The 21855-nt window shown below is 47.5% G+C and carries 24 protein-coding genes; 12 read left to right on the forward strand and 12 right to left on the reverse strand.

Annotated elements, in window-relative coordinates; genetic code table 11:
• Positions 1–184 precede the first annotated feature (184 nt).
• The 4 genes from R3289_RS19105 to R3289_RS19120 all read left to right on the forward strand — a co-directional run bounded on the left by R3289_RS19105 (position 185) and on the right by R3289_RS19120 (position 3807).
• Positions 185–310, forward strand: a complete 126-nt coding sequence (locus tag R3289_RS19105) for a hypothetical protein (RefSeq protein ID WP_318927455.1) — start codon at positions 185–187, stop codon at positions 308–310.
• A gap of 307 nt (positions 311–617) precedes the next feature.
• Positions 618–2345 (forward strand): C4-dicarboxylic acid transporter DauA, encoded by a 1728-nt coding sequence (gene dauA / locus R3289_RS19110; protein ID WP_318927456.1) that lies wholly within the window; start codon positions 618–620, stop codon positions 2343–2345.
• 60 nt (positions 2346–2405) lie between these two features.
• On the forward strand, positions 2406–2984 hold the full coding sequence (lpcA, locus tag R3289_RS19115; RefSeq protein WP_318927457.1) for a D-sedoheptulose 7-phosphate isomerase: 579 nt from the start codon (positions 2406–2408) through the stop codon (positions 2982–2984).
• A 43-nt stretch (positions 2985–3027) separates the two neighbouring features.
• Positions 3028–3807 carry a class II glutamine amidotransferase gene (locus tag R3289_RS19120; RefSeq protein WP_318927458.1) on the forward strand — a complete coding sequence of 260 codons (780 nt, stop codon included), beginning with the start codon at positions 3028–3030 and terminating at the stop codon, positions 3805–3807.
• Positions 3808–3907: 100 nt separating this feature from the next.
• Here R3289_RS19120 and purN read toward each other — a convergent pair whose 3' ends face one another.
• Together purN and purM are read right to left on the reverse strand one after the other, a co-directional pair.
• Positions 3908–4552 carry a phosphoribosylglycinamide formyltransferase gene (purN, locus tag R3289_RS19125; RefSeq protein ID WP_318927460.1) on the reverse strand — a complete coding sequence of 215 codons (645 nt, stop codon included), beginning with the start codon at positions 4550–4552 and terminating at the stop codon, positions 3908–3910.
• Positions 4553–4556: 4 nt separating this feature from the next.
• On the reverse strand, positions 4557–5597 hold the full coding sequence (purM, locus tag R3289_RS19130; protein ID WP_318927461.1) for a phosphoribosylformylglycinamidine cyclo-ligase: 1041 nt from the start codon (positions 5595–5597) through the stop codon (positions 4557–4559).
• 197 nt (positions 5598–5794) lie between these two features.
• Here purM and upp point away from each other — a divergent pair, with 197 nt between their 5' ends.
• Positions 5795–6421: a uracil phosphoribosyltransferase gene (upp, locus tag R3289_RS19135; protein ID WP_318927462.1), complete on the forward strand. Its 627-nt coding sequence runs from the start codon at positions 5795–5797 to the stop codon at positions 6419–6421.
• A 95-nt stretch (positions 6422–6516) separates the two neighbouring features.
• On the opposite strand, the gene R3289_RS19140 is transcribed toward upp, so the two are convergent.
• Complete coding sequence (locus R3289_RS19140; protein WP_318927463.1) at positions 6517–7770, reverse strand: uracil-xanthine permease family protein; 1254 nt, start codon at positions 7768–7770, stop codon at positions 6517–6519.
• A 230-nt stretch (positions 7771–8000) separates the two neighbouring features.
• On the opposite strand from R3289_RS19140, the gene R3289_RS19145 reads away from it, so the two are divergent.
• Positions 8001–9230: a DUF2066 domain-containing protein gene (locus R3289_RS19145; protein WP_318927464.1), complete on the forward strand. Its 1230-nt coding sequence runs from the start codon at positions 8001–8003 to the stop codon at positions 9228–9230.
• Positions 9231–9316: 86 nt separating this feature from the next.
• Here the strand turns inward: R3289_RS19145 and R3289_RS19150 are convergent, their stop codons facing one another.
• The 4 genes from R3289_RS19150 to R3289_RS19165 form a co-directional block, all read right to left on the reverse strand.
• The gene (locus R3289_RS19150) at positions 9317–9754 is read right to left on the reverse strand and encodes a DUF2069 domain-containing protein (RefSeq protein ID WP_413466725.1); all 438 of its coding nucleotides are present in this window, start codon (positions 9752–9754) and stop codon (positions 9317–9319) included.
• Positions 9747–10331, reverse strand: coding sequence for an NAD(P)H:quinone oxidoreductase (gene wrbA / locus R3289_RS19155; RefSeq protein ID WP_318927466.1), 585 nt, complete (start codon positions 10329–10331; stop codon positions 9747–9749). Before wrbA ends, R3289_RS19150 begins: the two co-directional genes overlap by 8 nt.
• Positions 10331–10681: an arsenate reductase (glutaredoxin) gene (gene arsC / locus R3289_RS19160; RefSeq protein ID WP_318927468.1), complete on the reverse strand. Its 351-nt coding sequence runs from the start codon at positions 10679–10681 to the stop codon at positions 10331–10333. The genes wrbA and arsC overlap by 1 nt, the downstream gene beginning before the upstream one ends.
• A 118-nt stretch (positions 10682–10799) precedes the next feature.
• The gene (locus R3289_RS19165; RefSeq protein ID WP_318927469.1) at positions 10800–12257 is read right to left on the reverse strand and encodes a M48 family metalloprotease; all 1458 of its coding nucleotides are present in this window, start codon (positions 12255–12257) and stop codon (positions 10800–10802) included.
• A 363-nt stretch (positions 12258–12620) separates the two neighbouring features.
• On the opposite strand from R3289_RS19165, the gene R3289_RS19170 reads away from it, so the two are divergent.
• Both R3289_RS19170 and R3289_RS19175 read left to right on the forward strand, forming a co-directional pair.
• A complete protein-coding gene (locus R3289_RS19170) occupies positions 12621–12848 on the forward strand; it encodes a sulfurtransferase TusA family protein (protein ID WP_318927470.1) in 228 nt (75 codons plus the stop codon).
• Positions 12849–12856: 8 nt separating this feature from the next.
• The gene (locus R3289_RS19175; RefSeq protein WP_318927471.1) at positions 12857–13930 is read left to right on the forward strand and encodes an AI-2E family transporter; all 1074 of its coding nucleotides are present in this window, start codon (positions 12857–12859) and stop codon (positions 13928–13930) included.
• Positions 13931–14060: 130 nt separating this feature from the next.
• Here the strand turns inward: R3289_RS19175 and R3289_RS19180 are convergent, their stop codons facing one another.
• Genes R3289_RS19180 through R3289_RS19190 form a run of 3 tightly spaced genes read right to left on the reverse strand, consistent with a single transcriptional unit; the run spans position 14061 to position 17155 of the window.
• The gene (locus R3289_RS19180) at positions 14061–14336 is read right to left on the reverse strand and encodes a hypothetical protein (protein WP_318927472.1); all 276 of its coding nucleotides are present in this window, start codon (positions 14334–14336) and stop codon (positions 14061–14063) included.
• Entirely contained in the window at positions 14336–16891 is a 2556-nt protein-coding gene (gene feoB, locus R3289_RS19185; protein WP_318927474.1) for a ferrous iron transport protein B, read from the reverse strand. The genes R3289_RS19180 and feoB overlap by 1 nt, the downstream gene beginning before the upstream one ends.
• Positions 16892–16912: 21 nt before the next feature.
• Positions 16913–17155: a ferrous iron transport protein A gene (locus R3289_RS19190; RefSeq protein ID WP_318927475.1), complete on the reverse strand. Its 243-nt coding sequence runs from the start codon at positions 17153–17155 to the stop codon at positions 16913–16915.
• Between the two features lie 255 nt (positions 17156–17410).
• On the opposite strand from R3289_RS19190, the gene R3289_RS19195 reads away from it, so the two are divergent.
• Both R3289_RS19195 and R3289_RS19200 read left to right on the forward strand, forming a co-directional pair.
• Positions 17411–17725, forward strand: coding sequence for a hypothetical protein (locus R3289_RS19195; RefSeq protein WP_318927477.1), 315 nt, complete (start codon positions 17411–17413; stop codon positions 17723–17725).
• A gap of 47 nt (positions 17726–17772) precedes the next feature.
• The gene (locus tag R3289_RS19200; protein WP_318927479.1) at positions 17773–18561 is read left to right on the forward strand and encodes a DUF4198 domain-containing protein; all 789 of its coding nucleotides are present in this window, start codon (positions 17773–17775) and stop codon (positions 18559–18561) included.
• Positions 18562–18639: 78 nt separating this feature from the next.
• On the opposite strand, the gene bcp is transcribed toward R3289_RS19200, so the two are convergent.
• Both bcp and R3289_RS19210 read right to left on the reverse strand, forming a co-directional pair.
• Positions 18640–19110, reverse strand: coding sequence for a thioredoxin-dependent thiol peroxidase (bcp, locus tag R3289_RS19205; protein ID WP_318927481.1), 471 nt, complete (start codon positions 19108–19110; stop codon positions 18640–18642).
• Between the two features lie 11 nt (positions 19111–19121).
• Positions 19122–19661, reverse strand: a complete 540-nt coding sequence (locus tag R3289_RS19210; RefSeq protein WP_318927482.1) for an ACT domain-containing protein — start codon at positions 19659–19661, stop codon at positions 19122–19124.
• Positions 19662–19822: 161 nt separating this feature from the next.
• Between R3289_RS19210 and dapA the strand changes: the two genes are divergently transcribed.
• Both dapA and bamC read left to right on the forward strand, forming a co-directional pair.
• Positions 19823–20704, forward strand: a complete 882-nt coding sequence (gene dapA, locus R3289_RS19215) for a 4-hydroxy-tetrahydrodipicolinate synthase (protein ID WP_318927483.1) — start codon at positions 19823–19825, stop codon at positions 20702–20704.
• 30 nt (positions 20705–20734) lie between these two features.
• A complete protein-coding gene (bamC, locus tag R3289_RS19220; RefSeq protein ID WP_318927484.1) occupies positions 20735–21763 on the forward strand; it encodes an outer membrane protein assembly factor BamC in 1029 nt (342 codons plus the stop codon).
• Positions 21764–21855: the final 92 nt, after the last annotated feature.

Genomic DNA, 21855 nt, shown 5'->3' on the forward strand with positions numbered 1-21855 from the left:
TTACCACTAACAACAAGTGTAATTGTTTTTTTAATGAAATGTAAAATAATTTTTTCGATTTGAGGTGAGGTGTTACGTGTCTGTGGTTTGTTATCCCTTGATAAAACGAGGGTTGATCAAAAATCAGTGAGTTGCTTTTTTGTACTTGCGAAAATAATCCAGCCTATTAATATAGGAGCATATTGTGATGTTGTTCACGTTAATCACGGCTATCGACTTTCGTCTGGCTGTAGTGGGCAGTATTCTGTTATATGTTGCCTTTCCCGATCTCCGACTGACACATGCCCGCCGGATCCCTCTTTCGGGTTGACAGCTATTCCTGTTTTTTTTGTGTACGTAATACCAAACGGGATAAGTATTTGGCCATTCAGCGAGAATTAAATTGCTCAGTGACAAGGCGCTTGATTGTAGATGTATTCACATCCATCAAAGTCAAGCAACGCAGTGGCTGAGCAATTTAAACTCGCCCTTCGGGAACGTGCCAGCGGCCTGATTCCGGCCCCAAATTTTTTCGATGTAGAGCAACTATATCTTCATCAATTTGGGTTGTTCTCTGGCCACTGGCAACGTTCTGAATTGAGCAGATATTTATCTCGTTTGGTATAAAGGGGTTTGTCGTGTTGCTATTTCATGCTTTATCACAAGCGTGGAAGGATGGTTATTCCTTCTCTAAATTTCGTTCTGATATCGTTGCGGGTGTGACGGTCGGGATTGTTGCTATTCCTCTTGGCATGGCTTTGGCTATCGCCGTTGGTGTGCCACCTCAACATGGTCTATATACCGTTATCGTGGCGGGTTTGCTCGCGGCACTATTCGGTGGTTCTCGATTTAACATCACAGGCCCGACGGCGGCATTTGTGGTGATCTTGCTACCCATTACCCAGCAATATGGTCTGAGCGGTTTAATGCTGGCGACGTTAATGTCGGGTGTGATCCTGGTTCTAATGGGGATTTTACGTCTCGGTCAGCTGGTGGCTTATGTTCCTTATCCGGTGACAACGGGCTTTACTGCCGGTATCGGTCTGGTTATTGCGTTTTTGCAATTAAAAGATCTGCTGGGGTTATCGGTGGCTGGAAATCCCATTCACTTTCCGGAAAAAGTGATGGCTTATGCCAGCGCGTTACCCAGCGTGGACTTTGCCGATACGACTGTTGGCCTGATCACCATCACCGTATTTATAGCTTGGAGTAAATTAAAGACCCGTATTCCGCCACATGTTGTTGCTTTGGTAATCGGTACATTGCTGGCTCTACTGATGAACCATTTCGGAGCCTCCCACGTCGGATTACTGGGTGAAAAATTCCATTATCAGATCGGAGATTTGATTGGTCAGGGGATCCCTCAGGTATTGCCCCAATTTAGTGTGTTATGGCACAACGACAGTGTGAATTGGTCGCTGGTCGTCGAGTTGCTGCCAGCGGCTTTTACTATCGCGATGTTAGGCTGCATTGAGTCTCTGCTCTGTGCCGTTGTTGCCGATGGTATGACGGGTAAGAAGCACAACCCCAATGCAGAGCTGGTAGGCCAGGGTTTGGCAAATATTGTTGTGCCTTTTTTCGGCGGTATTCCGGCAACGGCTGCTATTGCCCGTACCGCAACCAATATCCGTTCCGGCGCCTTCTCTCCGGTTTCCGCTATTATTCATGCCCTTTTCGTGCTGGCGGCAATGATTTCTCTGGCGCCAATGTTATCTTATGTGCCAATGAGTGCGCTAGCTGGCCTGTTGATCATGGTGGCCTGGAATATGTCAGAAGCCCCGCACTTTGTGCATACTCTGAAAGTGGCACCTCGTCGTGATGTCGCAGTATTGTTAACTTGTTTCACGTTGACCGTGGTGTTTGACATGGTGATTGCTGTGGTGGTGGGGCTGTTGTTAGCCGGGGTATTGTTTATCCAGCGTATTGCCAGCCTGACCACCGTTACCGTGGTCGGTGATCAGCATGAACACCTGGATTTTGGTTCTGATGTGGTGGTTTACGATATTAACGGTCCTCTCTTTTTTGCGGCGAGTGAAAAAGCGTTTTCAGTGATTGATAGCTCATTGGTTGATACGCGTGCCGTTGTATTGGATTTCGCGGATGTTTCTACCATTGATATTACGGCGATTCATGCATTTGAAAATGCATTAGATCGTCTTCGTCATTATCCGGTGTACTTATTGGGAGTGGCCCCGCATGTTAAGACTAAGCTGGCCAATGCGGGCGTTTTGGCGGCAGATAATATTACCCTTTATGCTTCTGCTCCGTCATTACGTGAACATTTGGCAATAAACCATCACAATGTGCCCTCTCAGGAGTCGACACCCTCGACCGTTTCTTTGTACACTGCAGATACAGGCGTATAGCAATTCAGGTGTGCGATGTACCCTGAAAAATCTATTTAATGAATAATCAGAGATAAGCCTATGTATCAAGATATGATTCGTGCAGAGTTAAGCGAAGCTGCCGAAGTGTTAAACCGCTTTTTGAACGACGAAAAAAATGTTGCGGATATTGAAGCGGCAGCAAAGCTACTGGCTGATTCATTTAAGCAGGGTGGTAAAGTATTATCATGCGGAAACGGTGGTTCTCACTGTGATGCGATGCATTTTGCGGAAGAACTGACAGGCCGTTACCGAGAGGATCGTCCTGGTTATCCGGGGATTGCGATTTCGGATCCCAGTCATTTGTCATGTGTCAGTAATGACTTTGGTTATGAACACGTATTCTCTCGTTATCTTGAAGCTGTTGGATCTCAGGGGGATGTGCTGTTTGGTCTGTCTACCTCAGGTAACTCTGCCAATATCCTTAAAGCGATTGAAGCCGCCCATGCAAAAGGCATGAAGGTGATTGCGCTGACGGGGAAGGACGGTGGCAAGATGGCGGGTTTGGCCGATGTGGAAATCCGTGTTCCGCACTTTGGTTTTGCCGATCGTATCCAGGAAGTGCATATTAAAATTATCCATATTTTGATCATGCTGGTGGAAAAGGAAATGGCGGTATAGTTGTTAAATCGAGCCGCTATTTAAGAAGAGAGGCATAAGAGATATGTGTGAATTGCTTGGCATGAGCGCAAATGTGCCAACAGATATCTGTTTTAGTTTTACCGGCCTGATGCAGCGTGGCGGAAAAACCGGGCCTCATCGTGATGGCTGGGGAATCGTCTTCTATGAAGGTAAAGGGTTCAGAACATTTAAAGACCCTAATCCGAGCTATCAATCTCGTATTGCTGAGTTAGTACAGGGATACCCGATCAAAAGCTGCGCAGTGGTCAGCCATATCCGGCAGGCCAATCGCGGGGGCGTCAGTTTAGAAAATACCCATCCGTTTACCCGGGAGTTATGGGGGCATTACTGGACTTTTGCCCATAATGGTCAGTTAACAGGCTATGAAGCGCTTGATACCGGACGATTTAAACCTGTCGGGGATACCGATAGTGAAATTGCTTTTTGTTGGTTGCTAAACCAGTTAGACGCAAAATTTCCAGATTTGCCCGATGACTTAACTCCTGTATATGGCTATATCGCAGAGTGTTGTGATCGCTTGCGCCAGCTTGGTGTGTATAACATGTTGCTCAGCAACGGTAGCTGTGTGGTGACTTACTGTACCAACAACTTGTATTGGATCACCCGCCGCGCCCCATTTGGTCAGGCATCGTTGATCGATGAAGATGTCACGATTGATTTCCAGAAGGAAACAACACCTAATGATGTGGTTACGGTGATAGCAACTCAGCCTCTCACCAATAATGAGAGCTGGCATAAAATGCAGCAAGGGGAGTTTAGCGTGTTTCACTTTGGTGAACTCGTGCATAACCGGACCCTGTAGGCGGATATGTTGCTGCTCAAGGCGTTGTGATGTAATCGTTAATGTCGGGTGTGAACAATTTGACGAACAAATAAAAACGCGGCCAGATGGCCGCGTTTGTTTATTCGTCGGTTGCGTAGCCTTGGGGAGGCAGTGGTTCGCGGTCTAAAACCGCGCCATCATTCTCCATGATTAAACGATCTTGCAAGAACCAGTTCGCAACTAAAGGATAAATACGATGCTCTTGCTGCTGTACTCTGGCTGCTACTTCATCAACTGTATCCTCAGCAAAAATAGGCACTTTTGCTTGCAGGATCACCGGGCCACCATCTAACTCTTCGGTGACAAAGTGGACACTGGTACCATGCACCTTATCACCAGCGGCTAAAGCGCGCTGGTGGGTATGAAGACCGGTGTATTTCGGCAACAAAGAAGGGTGGATATTAAGCATTTTGCCCTGATAGTGACGGACAAACTCATCACTGAGGATACGCATGAACCCGGCCAAGATGACAAGTTCTGGTTCGAAGCTATCGATTTGCTCTGCCATTGCCTTATCGTAAGCTTCGCGATCAGCGTAATCACTTGCGGCAAGAGACACCGCTTCAATTCCTGCCTGGCGAGCGCGCTCAAGGCCATAAGCATCTGCTTTGTTTGATAGCACGGCCGCGACTTTGGCGTCTTCAATAGTCCCACTCTGACAAGCATCAATGATGGCTTGAAGATTTGAACCATTACCAGAAATTAGGACAACGATGTTTTTCATCGACTTACTTGATCTCCACCTGCTCTTCGCCAGCGTCAGCGGTAGCAATTTCACCGAGCAGCCAGGCATTTTCGCCTTCCGCTTTCAGAATTTCAATTGCTTGCACTGCCTGGGCTTGTGGTAAGGCAATCACTAGCCCAACACCACAGTTGAAAGTACGGTACATTTCATAGGTTTCGACGTTGCCGGCAGTTTGCAGCCAGTTGAAAATTGCCGGCCACTGCCAGCTGTTGCCATCAACCACCGCTTTCGTTCCTTTTGGAAGTACACGTGGAATGTTCTCCCAGAAACCACCACCAGTGATATGAGAAATCGCGTGAACGTCACAGGACTCCATCATTTTCAGTGTTGATTTCACATAAATCTTGGTTGGAGTTAACAGGTGATCGGCGAGTGATTTCCCTTCCAGATCCTGATTAAGATCCGCTTGTGACACGTCAATGATTTTACGGACGAGAGAATAGCCGTTTGAGTGCGGGCCACTTGAGCCAACCGCGATTAACGCATCGCCGGCTTTCACTTTAGAGCCGTCGATGATGTCAGCTTTCTCTACCACCCCGACACAGAAACCCGCAACGTCGTAATCTTCACCGTGGTACATGCCCGGCATTTCAGCCGTTTCACCGCCGATTAAGGCGCAGCCCGCCTGAATACAACCTTCACCGATACCGGCAACAACACTGGCCGCGGTATCAACGTCTAATTTGCCTGTCGCATAATAATCAAGGAAGAAAAGAGGTTCGCCACCTTGAACAATCAGGTCGTTGACACACATCGCAACGAGATCAATGCCGATCGTGTCATGCTTGTTCAGATCCATCGCTAGACGAAGTTTCGTGCCCACGCCGTCGGTACCTGATACCAAGACCGGCTCTTTATACTTGGTGGGTAGCGAGCATAGCGCCCCGAAACCACCGATGCCGCCCATTACCTCAGGACGGTGGGTGCGTTTTACCACCCCTTTAATACGATCTACTAATGCATTACCTGCATCGATATCTACACCAGCATCTTTGTAACTAAGAGAAGAGTTATTGCCGCTCACAGGAGGTCCCTCAACGTATTAAAGTAAAAAAGCGGGGGTATGATAACAGCAGTCAGGGCGGAAAGGGAAACGTTTGCGTCAATAAATCTTGCTGGGTGTTTCCTGAGCAAACGATACCCTTTCCCCTATCAGAAGGTTAATGGTCTAGTGTATAATGATTCGATTTTTTTTAAATTTTGTTTGCTTAGGAGTCAGAAATGAAAGTCGTTGAGGTTAAACACCCACTGGTTAAACATAAGATTGGTCTTATGCGCGAAGGCGACATCAGCACTAAGCGTTTTCGTGAGTTAGCAACGGAAGTAGGCAGCCTACTGACGTATGAAGCGACTTCGGACTTCGAAACAGAAAAAGTTACCATTGAAGGTTGGGATGGTCCAGTTGAAATTGACCAGCTCAAAGGTAAAAAAGTCACGGTTGTGCCTATTCTTCGTGCCGGTCTTGGTATGATGGACGGTGTTCTTGAGCATGTACCAAGTGCACGTATCAGCGTTGTCGGTATTTACCGTGATGAAGAAACATTAGAGCCTGTGCCTTATTTCAATAAGCTTGCATCAAACATTGATGAGCGTATTGCTTTGGTTGTCGATCCAATGTTAGCGACTGGCGGTTCAATGATTGCAACACTGGACCTGCTAAAAGAGCAAGGCTGTAAGCAATTTAAAGTCTTAGTACTTGTTGCTGCGCCTGAAGGTATTGCTGCACTGGAAAAAGCACATCCGGATGTTGAGCTGTACACAGCTGCTATTGATGAGAAGCTAAATGACAAAGGCTACATCGTTCCAGGTCTGGGCGATGCGGGCGATAAGATCTTCGGTACTAAGTAAGCAAGAAGTTTTGATAGAGAAAAGCCGAACTAGGTTCGGCTTTTTTATTATCGGTATAAACTGAAATCGACTAATTATCTGAATAATTAGGCAATTTAACTCTCTGTGGTGTTTTCCATCTGAGCATTATCAACAACATGATTATCCCCCAGATCGTCAGGCAGGATCAGGTTTAGCAAAATTGCCACGATACCGCACAGACTTACTCCCTGCAGGCTGAATTCGCCGATACCGAAAGCCATGCCGCCAATACCGAAGACCAGTGTTACCGCGACGATAACCAGGTTGCGTGCTTTGTGCAGATCAACCTGATTCCTGATGAGTGTATTGAGGCCAACGGTCGCAATGGATCCAAATAGCAGGATCATGATGCCGCCCATCACCGGTACCGGAATAGTTTGCAACATTGCCCCTAACTTGCCGACAAATGCCAGTACCAGAGCCGTTATAGCAGCCCAGGTCATGATGACGGGGTTGAAGGCTTTGGTTAGCATGACAGCGCCAGTGACTTCAGAATAAGTGGTATTAGGCGGTGCTCCAAACATTGAGGCCGCGATGGTGGCAATCCCGTCACCCGCCATCGTGCGGTGCAGGCCCGGTTTTTTCAGATAGTCTTTACCGGTTACATTAGAAATCGCCAGTATATCGCCTACATGCTCTACCGCTGGAGCAATCGCAACAGGGATCATAAATAGCACGGCGTTAATGTTGAACTCAGGGAATGTGAAGTTTGGTATCGAGAGCCAGCTTGCCTGAGTAACTGGTGCAAAGTCGACAACGCCAAAGCCCAGGCTCACACAGTAACCTGCAACAATCCCCCCCATAATCGGAACTAACTTCAGGAAGCCTTTGGCAAATACACTGAGAGCAATAGTCACAAGCAGAGAAATGCTTGAAATCCAAAGCGAAGCATCACTATTGACTAGCTGTATACCGCCATCTCCACTTTTACCTAAGGCCATATTAACTGCAGCAGGCGCTAAGCCTAAGCCAATGACCATGATAACCGGGCCAACAACAACCGGTGGCAGGATTTTATGGATAATCGCAACGCCACGTACTTTAATGATAGCTCCCATCAGCACATACACGATGCCAGCCATCATCAGGCCACCCATGGTACCAGCGATTCCCCAAGTCTGGACGCCGTACATGATTGGAGCGATGAATGCGAAAGAGGAAGCGAGAAAAATAGGGACGGAACGTTTAGTGATGACTTGAAAAAGAAGAGTACCAATACCCGCACCAAATAGGGCGACACTAGGATCTAGCCCGGTAAGTAACGGAACCAGAACCAACGCACCAAATGCGACGAATAGCATTTGTGCACCTTGCAGTACCTGCATCATTGTATATTCCATCCTGTCTGAAAAAAAATCGCGCAATCCTAGCATGGAAGCAAACGATTAACTAGCGGAATTTGTGAGTCAAATCGCACTTTATCGCGGCGTTGTCTGGAATTGCCTGATACCTCATCTTTTAATGAAAGTTCATCCATGTTTATCATCAGGGGCAATAATAAACAGTTACACTTGCTGAACATTGCCTGATCCCATTATGATCAGGGACTAACTACGTTATGAAAGAGTTTATTATGTTGCGTTGTGCTTTTTTATTTTTGGCTTTATTAGCCTTGCCGCTTAAAGCCGCAACCGTCACTAATTTATATCAGGCGCAGGTTGTCTTGCCTGACACGGATAAGCAATCAGAGCAACATGCTCGTGAAAAGGGGCTTGAGCAGGTTCTGATTAAAGTCTCAGGGCAGAGCTCGGTAGGCCAAAATGACGTTATTCGCAAAGCGATGGCGAACAGTAGCCCTTATATCAGTCAATTTGGTTACGGTAACTTAAACGGTGAGCGGACCTTAGAGCTGACGTTTAATAGCGGTCAGATCCGTAACCTGTTGACCCAGGCTCATTCCACATTATGGAGTGAGCAGCGCCCAACGATTCTGGTCTGGATGGTGGAAGATGCCAATCGTGAGCGTGAAATTCAGTGGGATCAGTCAGGCAACTCTCTGGAATTGCAGATGAAAAAAGCTGCCGATAGGCGTGGTGTGCCATTGATGATGCCAATAGGTGACTTCGATGATGTGACTGCGATTAATATCCCGGACTTGTGGGGAGGCTTTGTTCAGCCGATTGCTGACGCGAGTATGCGTTATCATCCTGACGCAGTGCTGGTGGTACGTGCCCGTCAGAAAGGTTCTGATGATGTTGATCTGGCATGGCAGCTATTCACCCAGAAACCTGAACAACTGGTCAGCTCTCAACAGGCACCTTCGGAAGGTCAAGCGGCAGGATCGGTTGCGATCGCGATCACAGAGATGATTAATGAGGTGGCAGATAGGCTGGCAGCCAAATATGCCGTCCCATTAGGGGGGGGCAGTGAGGGTAACTTCGCCATTCAGCTTGCCAATGTGCAAACGACGGAAGATTTTTTTGCCCTGGAAAGAATGTTGACAAACCTAACGTCTGTGGCATCGGTAAATGCTAGCCGACTGCGGGGGGATAACGTCATATTTGACGTTAACCTCCTCAGTACTGAAGATGCCTTCCGTCGAGAGTTGGGCCAAGATGGGCGTATTAGTCAGCAACCTGCGGATGGGCAGAGTGCCGTTGAATTCGGTGATGGCAGTGTAGTGATTGTGAAAGAAGCGATGGCAGGCACTGAATCTCAGATCAAGCCAATTGAACCCCAAGCGATAGAAAATGAACCAGAGGCACCAGTCGACCCGAGGATGGTTGACGTTAGTGCCACGGTGGAGCTAGCTACCGGTCAGATTGAGACTTATTATTGGCAGCCATAATATGACCGGTGACGCCCCCCGTCGTGTTGCTAGGGGGAATGTTCGTTCTAAAAAAGGCGCCGTCAGGCGCCTTTTTTTGTAAGAGATTACTTCTGTCCGTGGGCTTCTTTTTCTTCTTTTTCGACCTGAGAGAGACGTTTTAATCCCGTCCCTAATTCTTTGCCGCGAATACGGGCAAACAGGATATTGGTGACAAAAGCCCAGGATACCAGGCCTAATTCCACCCAAGCTAACCAGCGCTCGCCACCATCAACCCATAAAATGGTCAATGCGTGAAGAAAATAGAACATCAGAATGAAGTTAGCCCAGGCATGAGTGTAGGGCTTTCCTTCAAGGATGCCCTTTAAAGGCAACAGCAGCGGTAATACCCACATGATCGCAATCACATAGCTGTTCAGGTGAGGGTGAGGCGAAATCATAGTCTGCCATAACCCCACCCACAGAATGAGGGACAGGTTAGCGATCAAAGTGATATACCGCAGATTTTGTGTTCTAGGGCTCATTTTTGTCATGTCATCATCCATTTAGCTTATGCGCTGTCCATGCCAGTCGTTTTCCAAGGGTTTGTGCCAATGCTGCTTCGTCAGGGTGAATGTGTTTACTTTGCCCCTCATTCAGATGTGACGCCCCATAAGGCGTACCGCCATGGCGGGTGGTATGCAGCAGAGGCTCTGAGTAGGGCAGGCCTACCACCAGCATCCCGTGGTGGAGCAGGGGCAGAAGCATCGATTGTAAGGTCGTCTCGTGTCCGCCATGCATCGAAGACGAAGAGGTGAACACGCAGGCCGGTTTGCTAATTAATGTACCAGAAAGCCATTGGGCGCTGGTACTGTCGATAAAGTGCTTGAGAGGTGCGGCCATATTGCCAAAATGAACCGGGCTGCCTAGTGCTAATCCGGCACATTGCTGAAGATCGGTGTGAGTGGCAATCGGGTCGCCTGCTTGTGACGATCCCGCTAATTGCCCCTGGGGATCAATATCGGCCACGGTGCGTAATACGGCTTCACAACCAGCAACCTGCTCAATACCACGCGCAATATGGCGTGCTAACTGACGGGTATTGCCGTGACGGCTGTAGTAGATCACCAGGATTTTCAGCATTATAGAATGTCCAGTACTTGCTCGGGAGGGCGGCCCATTGCGGCTTTGTCACCGTTCACCACAATCGGGCGTTCGATAAGTTTAGGGTTCGCCGCCATGGCGTTAAACAGTTGATCATCTGTGACGCTGTCTTCGCCCAGAGCAAGCTCTTTATAGGTATCTTCTTTGATACGCATCATGTCACGAACAGAGCTATAACCGAGCTTGGCGAATAAGCCTTTCAGCTCATCTGCCGTTGGTGTGTCATCAAGGTATTTCACAATTTCTGGGGCAATGCCTTGCTCTTCAATCAGCGCAAGAGTTTGGCGGCTTTTTGAGCAACGCGGGTTGTGGTAGATAGTCACTGACATTGTTTCTTCCTTTTTAATAATATGTTGCAGTCCCATTGTAGTGGAACTGCAACATATAAAAAAAGAAAAATAGTCACCAGCTGCAATGTTGAAAGATAAGCAGGCCCTCACCTCATAACTATTGCAGATTCTCGAAGCGCTCGCGGGAAAGGCGAAGCTGGTCAATTCTGGCGTCATAACGAGCTTGATCCAATGAATCAATATCGACAATCTGGCTTGCCTGGATATAGTGATTGATCGCTTTGTCCCACTGTGCCCGTAATGCCAGTAATTCGGCACGGGCGGCCAGTTCACCATCGCGTTTTCCGCTATAGGCATAGGCTTGCGCCAGCAGGCTCCAGCCATTGGTATCCTGAGGGCTATCATAGGTGTAGCGGGTCAGAATAGAAATACTGTCCGTCGTCCGACCGGCTTCCTGCAGGGCATGAGCCAGATTTAAGCGCAATACTTTATGTTCCGGGTTCTGCTTTAAAGCGAGCTCTAACCGGTTGATAGCAGAATCATATTTTTTCTGAAACAGATCGAGATCGGTAGCCGAGTCAATGAAAAAGCGGTTGTTGGGTTCGGCAGCCACTAACGGATCCAGTAACTGATGCGCCAGGTTAAACTTGCCAGAATCCATATAAACGAGGGCTTTGCCATAGTTTAGCGCTGTGGTTTGGCTGGAATTCGCTTTTTTCAGCTGGCGATCAAACCAATCCAGTGCTGCATCGCTGTCAATACCGGCAAAGCGCGCAACAATGCGGGCGCGGGCTAACTGGTAACGTTCAGAGGGGGTTACCCTGACGGTCGGGTACTGATTTGCACGGCTACGGGTATCAGAGACACGCGCTTCAGGCAATGGGTGAGTCAACAACATTGCTGGTGGTTTGCTGGCATAACGATACTGATCGGCCAAACGACCAAAAAACTGCGGCATCGCTTGTACGTCAAAGCCTGATTTTGCGAGTGTTGCAATACCAATACGGTCAGCCTCTTTTTCATTACTGCGGGTATAGTTGATCTGTCCTTGCATTGAAGCGGCGGTGGTCGCGTGAATAGCGGCAATACCGGCCTCCGGTGAAGCAATAGCCAGCATCAGAGATCCAATTAGAGCGGCCATTGTCGCAGGCGATTTTTTCGCCTGATCTTCCATGCTTCGAGCAAGATGACGCTGGGTGACGTGAGCAATCTCGTGCGCCACAACAGAGGCTAACTCACTTTCAGTGTTGGCATGTAAAAACAGCCCGCTGTGCAGAGCCACATAGCCACCAAAGAAAGCAAAGGCGTTAATTTCCCGGCTTTGGATCATGAAGAAATTAAAAGGTGTACGAACATCCTCGGCATTGGCGACCAAGCGATGACCTAAGTCCAGGACATACTCTGACAGTAAAGGATCACTGATGACCGGTTTACTGGCCCGCAGCATGCGCATGTATGCATCACCGTATTCCTGCTCTTTTTCTATCGTTAACGTTGATGCTGCTGCTGTGCCGATTTCCGGTAGGGTGTTGAAGTTATCAGCATTTACCGTAAAACTTGAGCCCAATAAAGCACTGATTAAGAGATAGCTTGGCGCTTTAGCAAATCGAAACATGTTAATAATACAACCGCCTTCTGTGGAGATCCCAAGACATTATACCCATGACATTCATCACTGCTGAATGAGCAGTTACTGATGCCATTGAAACTAAGACAACAAAACGTATGACGGGTTTCTTTTTTGTTGAGCCGGTGTCATTTATTATCCCCAAACCGTCTAAAGAAACGAGATTCAGAGCTACGCCGAAAAGGCCACGACCATTGTCTTTTACTCTGTGTCAGCCACTCCCGAAGTAAAATCACTATTGCGTGAAACGGCAACCCTGACTAAAAGGCAAGGAATTCTCGCGGAACTCTGCATCTTGCAGTAGTTTGGGTATACAATACCCTGATGTATAATAACTGTCAGTATACTGGAATGGAAATCCAAGCGCTTAACTTGACATCAGAACGTTGCCCTATGGCACTTTTATTAGCTAAACGAGCAAGTAAAAGCCTTCGCTTTGGCCAAGTTTTGCGGATCCACATCTCAGATCCCGGTGGCAGACAAGATATTCCCCGTTATTTATTAAACCATGGGTTTAATGTTGAGGTGCAAGCTGATGTTTATCAAGAGCTTGTAATTATTGTGACAAAAAGGCTGTAAAGATATTTATGCTGGATATGCTAACTCGCTGGTATCAGCGACGATTCTCTGATCCCCACGCAGTAAGTCTGGTTGCTATTCTGTTAGGTGGTTTTATAACGATCTACTTTTTCGGCCATCTCATTGCGCCATTATTGGTGGCTATTGTACTTGCTTACTTACTTGAATGGCCAGTCATGCGACTAAGTCGCTTAGGGTTGCCTCGCTCGCTATCGGTGATTGTGGTCCTGCTGATTTTTGCAGGCTTAATGGTACTGGCAATCTTCGGTCTGGTGCCGACTATCTGGCACCAGATTAGCAACCTTGTTGCTGATGTGCCAACGATGTTCAACGGCCTGCAGGAGTATGTGTCCAGCCTGCCAGAACGTTATCCTGATCTTGTCCAGCCACATCAGATCGTGACTCTCATGACGACGCTGCGTGAAAAAGTACTGGGAATGGGGGAAAGCGTCGTAAAAGGCTCATTCGCCTCGTTGGTCAGCCTGGCGACACTGGCGGTATATTTAATTCTGGTGCCGTTATTGGTCTTTTTCCTTTTGAAAGATAAACAGGAAATGCTGGCAACCCTGAGTGGCCTCTTGCCGAAAAATCGCCGTTTGGCGAGCAAGGTCGGGGTGGAGATGAATGAACAGATCTCTAACTATATTCGCGGTAAAGTGACTGAAATTTTCATTGTCGGCATTACCAGCTATATCACCTTTGCGGTGATGGATTTACGCTATGCCGTGTTACTCGCGGTGCTGGTTGGTTTTTCTGTGTTGATCCCTTATATCGGCGCGGCGGCAGTGACGATCCCAGTGGCAATAGTTGGTCTGTTTCAGTGGGGATTAGCTCCCGATTTCTGGTGGTTGTTAGTCGCTTACGGTATTATTCAAGCACTAGATGGTAATGTATTAGTACCGGTTTTATTCTCCGAAGCGGTTAACCTGCACCCTGTTGCGATCATCGTGGCAGTCTTGGTTTTTGGTGGACTGTGGGGGTTCTGGGGGGTATTTTTTGCGATCCCGTTAGCGACCCTGGTGAAAGCTGTATGGAATGCCTTGCCCGCTAAAGAGCTCGATGACGAGACGGTGAGTGAATAGGCCGATAGTGCTTACAAGAAGAAATACCGTATTTGGGAAATGCCAGTCTGTTAAACGGACTGGCATTTTTTATTGAAGGTCGGCTATTTTTATTACTTATCCCGGTTGGTATTAGGATGATTTTCTTGATTCAGCCGCTACTCTGATTGGTCGATTTGTTTGTTGCTGTCTTGTTATCAGAGGGGAGAGATATCACTGATATCGTGTCCATCTGCTGACAGCGGGGTTGACGCATTGCTTTGCCGCATCGTTTGCAACCGTCACACCGTCCCTTGTTTTTCCACCACTTAATATAGAGATAAACAAACGCGGCAATGATCACCAGGCCGGCAACAGCGATATCCTCCCAGCTGGTGGTGGCAGTCAGATAAGGTAATACTGCTAAAGTAGAATCTGTATTCGCCATCAGAGCGCTCCGCTATTGTTTAGTGGGGCTGTGTTGTCAGCAGCAGGCATAAGCCTGCGTTTGATGGCCGGATAAAACCCGACGGCGAGCAGCAATGCCAGACCGCTAAAGTACACGCCGCTCATCATAGCAATGCCAGACGCGCCCAGTGCCAGACCCAGACTGTAAGTCGTACTTGCAACGGCCAGTCCCAACGCGGTGGGGAAGATCAGTGAGAGCAGCATCCAGCGATATTGTCCTGTCTGCACCCTAACCATGATCATCGTAGCCAGACATGGCGGATACAGTGCAAAGAACAGGATCATTGCCACCGCGGTGAGTGACGTGATGCCTTCGGTTTGCTCACCCATACGTTGTTCAAGGCTGGCATTCTGATCATCTTCCTGCTGGAACAGTACACCCAGCGTGGCAACACTGCTTTCGCGGGCGGCAAAAGAAGACAGCAGGGCAACGTTAATTTTCCAGTCAAAGCCTGCAAACTGCGTGACTGGTTCCATTGAACGGCCAACAGATCCGAGAAAGGATTTGGTCAGGCGTTCTTCTTTTATTTCCCGGCGAATTGATTTACGGGCGCTAGTCAGATTACGCAATGCTCGATTGGCTTTTTTCGCCAGTAGGTCTCCCTTAGGCGCTTTAACAAATGGGAAGAAAGTCGGGTTACGTTGTTTGAATGTTATATTAACCGCTTTGGAAGCTTCCGCGCCTTTGGCATTTAACTTGGCACGTTTGAAATCGTTGTAATAGTTGACCAGTGATACCAGCTGCTCACCTTGTGCGACATCAAGGTAGGGGTTTCCTGCCATTGCCTTATTGAACTTTTGAATTGCTTGTGCTGAGCGTTGTTGATAGAAGTTGTCTCGCTCAGGGGGCAGGCCTGGATATTGTAGTAGAGTAAAGATCACTACAGATACGGCAATGACAATGGTGCCAACCTTCTTGATGTAAATCCAGGTACGTTCAGTCGAACGGGTTAGCACAGCGCGAACTGTGGGCAGGTTGTAACGTGGCAGCTCTATCACAAATGGGGCACTTTCCTCACCGCGCAATACGGTCAGAGACAACAGCTTGGCAACCAGTAATGCAGCGATAATGGTCATGGTTGAAATGTAGAACATCATCAGTGCTTGGTCCTGCTTGAAAAAGATACCAACCAGCAGGGTATAGAGAGGAACTTTGGCCAGACAGTTCATAAACGGCACAGTGAGTATGGTGGCCATTCTGGCCCGGTGATCCGGAATGCCTTTGGTTGCCATAATTCCGGGTACCGCACAGCCGCCGGCGAATACTCCACTGAGAATGAGCGGCAGAGTGCTCTGGCCATGAAGACCAAAACGATGAAGTACTTTGTCGATCACAAAGGCGATCCGTGCCATATAACCTGAATCCTCCAAAATGGCAATCAGCGCAAACAAAATCAGAAATATAGGAACATAGTTCAATAGAGTATTGGCGGAATCGACGATCCATAGCCCCAGCGATCGGGTATAAGGATCAAACAGGAATCCGGCTTCCGGTAGTAACCCGGCGACGAACTCCCGAAAGTTTGCCAGATACGGCCAAGTATAGTTGGTTAGTGTATAGCCATGGACGATCGCTAGCTGGTAGATCATAAAGACGGTCAGAACCAGGAACACCGGAGCCAGAAAACGATTCAGTACGACTTTATCAATACGTTGTGACACGGTTGGTCCCTGATGCGGTATGACGACAACAGCGTCGGCGAACAACGATTGCACAAAAGCTTCGCGTTGAGCGGCAATGTAGTCATTTATACCGGTTTTGTATTGGCGATCAAACTGTGCGCGCAATACAGATACCATTTCGAGCAGTGGTGCCAGATCGGTTTCTGACAGTCTGTCAGTCAGGTGGCTGATAATCTGGGCGTCATTTTCCAGCAATTTAAGCAGCAGCCAGTAGCGCGGTAGCTCGTCAATTTCTTCCTCAACACTAACCAGTTCGGCATCAATAGTGGCTATAGCTTCCGTCAGCGCAGGATAGTGAGGCAGATTTCCATGCTGAACCGCGGACTTTGTGTTGGCCGTTTTGATTGTTTTCGCTGCGGTCTGAGTTTTTATTACCTCGCAAAGCGCTTCTCGTCCTTCCCCTTTGCGCCCGACAGTGGTCACGACCGGTATTGACAGGCGCAGGCTGAGACGCTCAGTATCAATGGTCATCCCTTGTTTATTGGCAACGTCCATCATGTTCAGTGTCAGCACTGTCGGGCAGGCCATTTCTAATAACTGGACTGTTAAGTGCAGTGAGCGTTTAAGGTTTGCGGCATCGACAACGTTGATGATGAGGTCGGGCTTTTCAAAGCAGAGAAAATTCCGGGCTACTCGTTCTTCAAGAGAGAAAGGCGACAAACTGTAGGTGCCAGGCAGATCAACAGCCTGATAAGGCTGATTCTGATAGCGAAAATAGCCGTATTTCTTATCGACGGTTACCCCTGGATAGTTGGCTATATGCTGCCTGGCTCCTGTGAGAAGGTTAAAAAGCGTGGATTTGCCTGCATTTTGTTGTCCGGAGAGAGCAACCAGTGGCGTGCGATTTGTCATTTTACTTTCCTTTTCCCTGCATTAACACGCTTCGGGGGGAGCGATTGTTACCACTTCAATCCCTGCCGCTTCTGTGCGGCGCAGTGAGATATGGGTATTGTCAATTTTGATTTCGATCGGATCGCCGAGCGGGGCACTCCTGATCATCGTGACAGTGGTATGAGGCATGATGCCTAAATCCATCAGGCGTTGTCTTATCATTCCCGTTGCGCGATGACGGTGAACAACAACAGTTTGATTGGGCTTAATATCGTTTAGTGTCATAAAGGTTACTCACAACCGGCTAAAAAGGAATGCTGTTAAGATAATGCTCATGTCAATATTAGCCTTATAAATCAATCCTATTCAATTCAAATGATAATTATTATCACCATCTTTGATTTACCTCAATAAAAACACGAACAAGAAGGATTCTCATTTGAGTTACTGGTATCTTGCTCTCGGTATTCAGTGTGTTGCTTATTTGTTCGGTTGAATTCGACCGTAATAGGTAACAGAAAATAATAATCAGGTCTCGATATGAATAAAAAACAACTTTCGTTCGCGCTCATGTTATCCATGGTGCCGCTGACTGGTATGGCACATACCCCATTGTGTTCCTGTTATGACAACGGTGACGGCACCGTGTTATGTGAGGGAGGCTTCTCTGATGGTTCTTCAGCGGCCGGTGTTGAAGTTATTGTCGCCGATGCAGAAGATAATCAATTACTTGCTGGCAAGATGAGTGAGGACAGTGAGTTTGAGTTCAACAAGCCGCAAGGCGAATACAAGGTTCAGTTTAATGCAGGCCCTGGCCATCTGGTTGAAATCGGCAGTGAAGATATCACCGAATAATATGCAGTTACTGAGGTATTTCCTCTAAGTAGAAAGGATTGAAATTAATGAAAAAAACACTTGTTACATCACTTAGCTTTGTCGCTCTGGCTATCTCTGGTGCGGCTAATGCTCACTTTCAGCTGGTCTATACACCGGATGTGATTGTGGAAAAACCGACTGAGATCGACATGAAGCTGGTATTCGGTCACCCGATGGATAACGGTCACGTGATGGACATGGATAAGCCAGAGCAGTTCTTCGTTCAGTTCAAAGATAAGCGTATAGATTTGATGGGCAAGCTGAAACAGATCAGCTGGGCGGGTCCGGAAAATACAGCAAAAGCTTACCATGCTGACTACAAAGTGAAGCGCAACGGTGATTACGTCTTTGCCGTAGTCCCTGCACCATATTATGAAAAAGGTGAAGACATTTATATTCAGCAGATCACCAAATCGTATGTTAATAAAGGTGGCCTTCCGACTGGTTGGGAACAGCCACTGGAGCTGGCGACGGAGATTGTACCGCTGAATAAGCCATACCAGGTTTTTGCTGGTGGCACATTTACCGGTCAGCTGCTGAGTGAAGGTAAGCCTGCGGCAGGTGTTGAGTGTGAGATTGAATTTATTAATACTGACATTGACATGAAAGGCAATGCGTTCGGTAAAAAGACGCACCGTGAAGCACCGGAAACGGCAATTGTGGCGATCACCGATCAGGATGGAGAATTCACATTTGGCATTCCAAAAGCCGGGGTATGGGGCTTTGCTTGCCTAGGGTCAGGTCCTGTGACTGAGCATAAAGGTAAAGAGATGTCTCAGGATGCAGTTATCTGGGTGAATGCACAGGAGCTGTAATTTCCCCTCACCGTATTCATAAATCGTTCAGAGACTGAAGGCCCCTGCTGCTGTGCAGGGGATCTTGTCGTTGCCATATTACTGATGGTTGTTGAGGTAGTTCAGCACAATCTCGTGGTGATCTTTGGTTTTGAACTTGTTGAAGACATGTTCAATGATGCCGTCTTCATTGATCAGGAAGCTGACGCGGTGCAGACCGTCGTATACTTTACCCATGAACTTTTTCTCGCCCCAGACACCAAATTGATCGGCGACAGCGTGGTCTTCATCGGATAAGAGGGTGAAATTAAGGTTATCGCGCTCAATAAATTTAGGCAGGCGTTTAACCGGATCAATGCTAATACCTAACACCACCACATTCTTTTCGTCTAACTCTGCTTTACTATCTCGCAGCCCACACGCTTGAACAGTACAACCGGGGGTCATGGCTTTAGGATAAAAATAAGCCAGTACTTTCTTACCCTTAAAATCAGCCAAGTTGACAGGTTGGTTATCCTGATTTAGCAGGGTGAAGGCTGGAGCTGGCATACCAGCGGTCAGAGTCTTCATACAATTTTTCCTTATTGATTATGACCGATGAAATTGACGGTACCGGTGGCAAGGAGATCATGGCAGAGGGCTTCGAACTCTTCTTGCAGAGACATCAAATTACAGCCCTCAGGCAAATTGGTGCTGATCTGTAAAATGAAACGATTTTTCGCATCGTGATTTGGGGATTCCTGGGTATGTGCGCTTAAGGATGAAATATCAACTTTACGGACGGCAAAAAAATGAGTGAAATGCTCGATAATTCCAGAAGTATCATCGACTTCGATGTTAAAATCGGCCGTGTAAGGAAAGAAGCGATCTTTATGTTTCGTCGTTCTTTTCATTACCGTGACTAAATCATGCTCTTGTGCTTTCAACGGCAGGGTCGATTCCACACGGGAAATAGCATTACCGTTACCAGATAGCAACATAATCAAGGTGAACTCAGTGCCGAACAGGGCGAGGCGGCTATCCACAATATTGCAATTACATTGCGTGATGAGCCGGATGATTTCGTCTGAAATACCGGGGCGATCCGTACCAACCGCAGTAATGACCAGGTAATGTTCCATATTTATTCACATCGTTTTGCTATCTTATCTGCATGTTAGCACAGGAAACTGGCCGGGATAATAACCGTATCTATTTAGTTCACTGTTTTACCTGCGATCGCGCTTGAGTTTACGGTCACCGAAAAGTACCATGAATGCTTATATAAAAAGGGGAGATGGGCATGTTTTCAGGAAGCATGGTAGCGCTAATAACACCGTTGGATCAGGCTGGCGAAGTCGATTATGCAAGCCTGGCCAGTTTGGTGGAATATCATATTGCCGCTGGCACGGATGCAATTATTGCCGTTGGCACGACAGGCGAGTCGGCAACGCTGACCGTTGATGAACATGTAAAGGTCGTATTAAAAACATTAGAATATGCCAAAGGTCGTGTGCCTGTTATTGCGGGCACGGGGGCGAACGCAACTCATGAAGCCATCACCTTCAGTAAACTCTTCTCTGGTACGGGAGTTGCGGGCTGTCTGTCTGTCACGCCGTATTACAATAAACCGACACAAGAAGGTTTATTTCAACATTATAAAGCGATTGCGGAAGCGACAGAGCTGCCTCAAATTCTGTATAATGTGCCGGGTCGGACCGCGGTTGATTTATTGCCGGAAACCGTTGCTCGTCTCGCAAAAATAGACAACATCGTTGCAATAAAAGATGCTACAGGCGATTTATCCCGTGTACATAAAACTCGGGAACTTTGTGGCGAAAACTTCATCCAATTAAGCGGTGATGATGCAACAGGTTTAGATTTTGTTGCTCAAGGCGGGCAGGGGGTTATTTCTGTAACCGCGAATGTGGCTGCTGCAGATATGGCAAAAATGTTCAAGCTGGCTCTTAATGGCCAGTTAGAGGCCGCGAAAGAAATTAATGAACGCTTAATGCCGTTGCACAAACACCTTTTTATCGAATCGAATCCAATTCCAGTCAAGTGGGCCGCCCATAAACTGGGGTTGATTGAGCATGGGTATTTGCGTTTGCCGCTTACAGAATTAAGTGAGTCAGCACAGCCAGTCGTTATTCAGGCTCTTAAAGATGCCAATGTGCTGCTGTAGTTTGCAAAAGCGTAGGAGCGCGAAGCATAAATGAATTGTAATTACAGGCTTGTATTAACTGCTGTTATGGTTGCCAGTTTGGCTGCCTGTTCTGGTGGTGCAGAGCGACGTCGTCAAGCAAATCAGGATTTTACCTATCTCGATTCAAAGCCATTAGAAAACTGGACTTTGCCTGCGGGAGCTGAACCATTTGCTGCCGCAGACTACGCTATTTCTGATCAGAGGTACCAAGGTGAAATAGGGCCAGCGGTTGATATTCGCCCACCACAACAGGTATTAGCGCTTATTCCTGGTGCCCGAAGTGTCCAAGATGCCGATGGCGTCACGTTGTTATTGCCTAAGCCGGCCGTTTTAGCCCAAGTATGGTCGTTAACTCAGCGTATTATTGCTGACAGGAATATCAGTCTTCGTAGCCAGTCAGCGAATGCGATTGAGACGGATTGGATCAATTGGATGAATGACGACGAAGAAGCTGAAGTCGGTAGTCGTTACCGGATTGAGAAATCCTCCGATCCTGAACGTAATAGCTTTAAGATTTCGCTGGTTGACTGGCGGGAAGGCGGTGTTGAAAAACCCGTATCGCTCGTTAATAAAGAGCGTTACAGTATTTTGATGACCAACCTGGTGACATCGCAGTATGATCAGTTGCTTCGTGATGAAGCGCGTGTTCGTGCCGAGGAACTGGTCAAACAGATCCCGATCTCAATAGGTAAAGATCGCAGCGGACTGCCTGTGATTATTGCGCGTGCACCTTATAACGTATTCTGGGAACGTCTGCCACCGCTGGTCAGTGAGCTTGGTTTCACCGTTGAAGGCCGTAACCGTTCACAAGGTGCGGTGGAAGTGAAGTTCCGCTCTCCTGATGATGAACTCTGGACTGAACTGGGCGTAAACCCCATTATGCTCGACGACAGTACGTATAAATTACAACTGGGTGATTTAGGCAATCGGACATCAATGAGTGTGACGGATTCAAATGGTAAGCCGATCAGCGAAGAAGCATTAAATACGATAGCACTTGTATTTTCTGCTGCTATTGAGCGCGCAAATAGCCAATAGTAGAAGTATTGCGAAGTATAAAAAACCGCTTTGGCTTGTGCCTAAAGCGGTTTTTCTTTTTAAGAAACTAGAAACTAGAAACTAGAAACTAG

Origin of the sequence: Photobacterium sp. (genome assembly GCF_033720175.1) — a bacterium.
Classification (GTDB): domain Bacteria; phylum Pseudomonadota; class Gammaproteobacteria; order Enterobacterales; family Vibrionaceae; genus Photobacterium.

Excerpts from the sequence above, each read along its gene's own strand:
- lpcA (WP_318927457.1), top strand. The coding sequence starts at position 2,406 with ATGTATCAAGATATGATTCGTGCAGAGTTAAGCGAAGCTGCCGAAGTG.
- R3289_RS19120 (WP_318927458.1), top strand. The coding sequence starts at position 3,028 with ATGTGTGAATTGCTTGGCATGAGCGCAAATGTGCCAACAGATATCTGT.
- purN (WP_318927460.1), bottom strand. The coding sequence starts at position 4,552 with ATGAAAAACATCGTTGTCCTAATTTCTGGTAATGGTTCAAATCTTCAA.
- upp (WP_318927462.1), top strand. The coding sequence starts at position 5,795 with ATGAAAGTCGTTGAGGTTAAACACCCACTGGTTAAACATAAGATTGGT.
- R3289_RS19140 (WP_318927463.1), bottom strand. The coding sequence starts at position 7,770 with ATGATGCAGGTACTGCAAGGTGCACAAATGCTATTCGTCGCATTTGGT.
- R3289_RS19145 (WP_318927464.1), top strand. The coding sequence starts at position 8,001 with ATGAAAGAGTTTATTATGTTGCGTTGTGCTTTTTTATTTTTGGCTTTA.
- R3289_RS19150 (WP_413466725.1), bottom strand. The coding sequence starts at position 9,754 with ATGGATGATGACATGACAAAAATGAGCCCTAGAACACAAAATCTGCGG.
- wrbA (WP_318927466.1), bottom strand. The coding sequence starts at position 10,331 with ATGCTGAAAATCCTGGTGATCTACTACAGCCGTCACGGCAATACCCGT.
- arsC (WP_318927468.1), bottom strand. The coding sequence starts at position 10,681 with ATGTCAGTGACTATCTACCACAACCCGCGTTGCTCAAAAAGCCGCCAA.
- R3289_RS19165 (WP_318927469.1), bottom strand. The coding sequence starts at position 12,257 with ATGTTTCGATTTGCTAAAGCGCCAAGCTATCTCTTAATCAGTGCTTTA.
- R3289_RS19170 (WP_318927470.1), top strand. The coding sequence starts at position 12,621 with ATGGAAATCCAAGCGCTTAACTTGACATCAGAACGTTGCCCTATGGCA.
- R3289_RS19175 (WP_318927471.1), top strand. The coding sequence starts at position 12,857 with ATGCTGGATATGCTAACTCGCTGGTATCAGCGACGATTCTCTGATCCC.
- R3289_RS19180 (WP_318927472.1), bottom strand. The coding sequence starts at position 14,336 with ATGGCGAATACAGATTCTACTTTAGCAGTATTACCTTATCTGACTGCC.
- feoB (WP_318927474.1), bottom strand. The coding sequence starts at position 16,891 with ATGACAAATCGCACGCCACTGGTTGCTCTCTCCGGACAACAAAATGCA.
- R3289_RS19190 (WP_318927475.1), bottom strand. The coding sequence starts at position 17,155 with ATGACACTAAACGATATTAAGCCCAATCAAACTGTTGTTGTTCACCGT.
- R3289_RS19195 (WP_318927477.1), top strand. The coding sequence starts at position 17,411 with ATGAATAAAAAACAACTTTCGTTCGCGCTCATGTTATCCATGGTGCCG.
- R3289_RS19200 (WP_318927479.1), top strand. The coding sequence starts at position 17,773 with ATGAAAAAAACACTTGTTACATCACTTAGCTTTGTCGCTCTGGCTATC.
- bcp (WP_318927481.1), bottom strand. The coding sequence starts at position 19,110 with ATGAAGACTCTGACCGCTGGTATGCCAGCTCCAGCCTTCACCCTGCTA.
- R3289_RS19210 (WP_318927482.1), bottom strand. The coding sequence starts at position 19,661 with ATGGAACATTACCTGGTCATTACTGCGGTTGGTACGGATCGCCCCGGT.
- dapA (WP_318927483.1), top strand. The coding sequence starts at position 19,823 with ATGTTTTCAGGAAGCATGGTAGCGCTAATAACACCGTTGGATCAGGCT.
- bamC (WP_318927484.1), top strand. The coding sequence starts at position 20,735 with ATGAATTGTAATTACAGGCTTGTATTAACTGCTGTTATGGTTGCCAGT.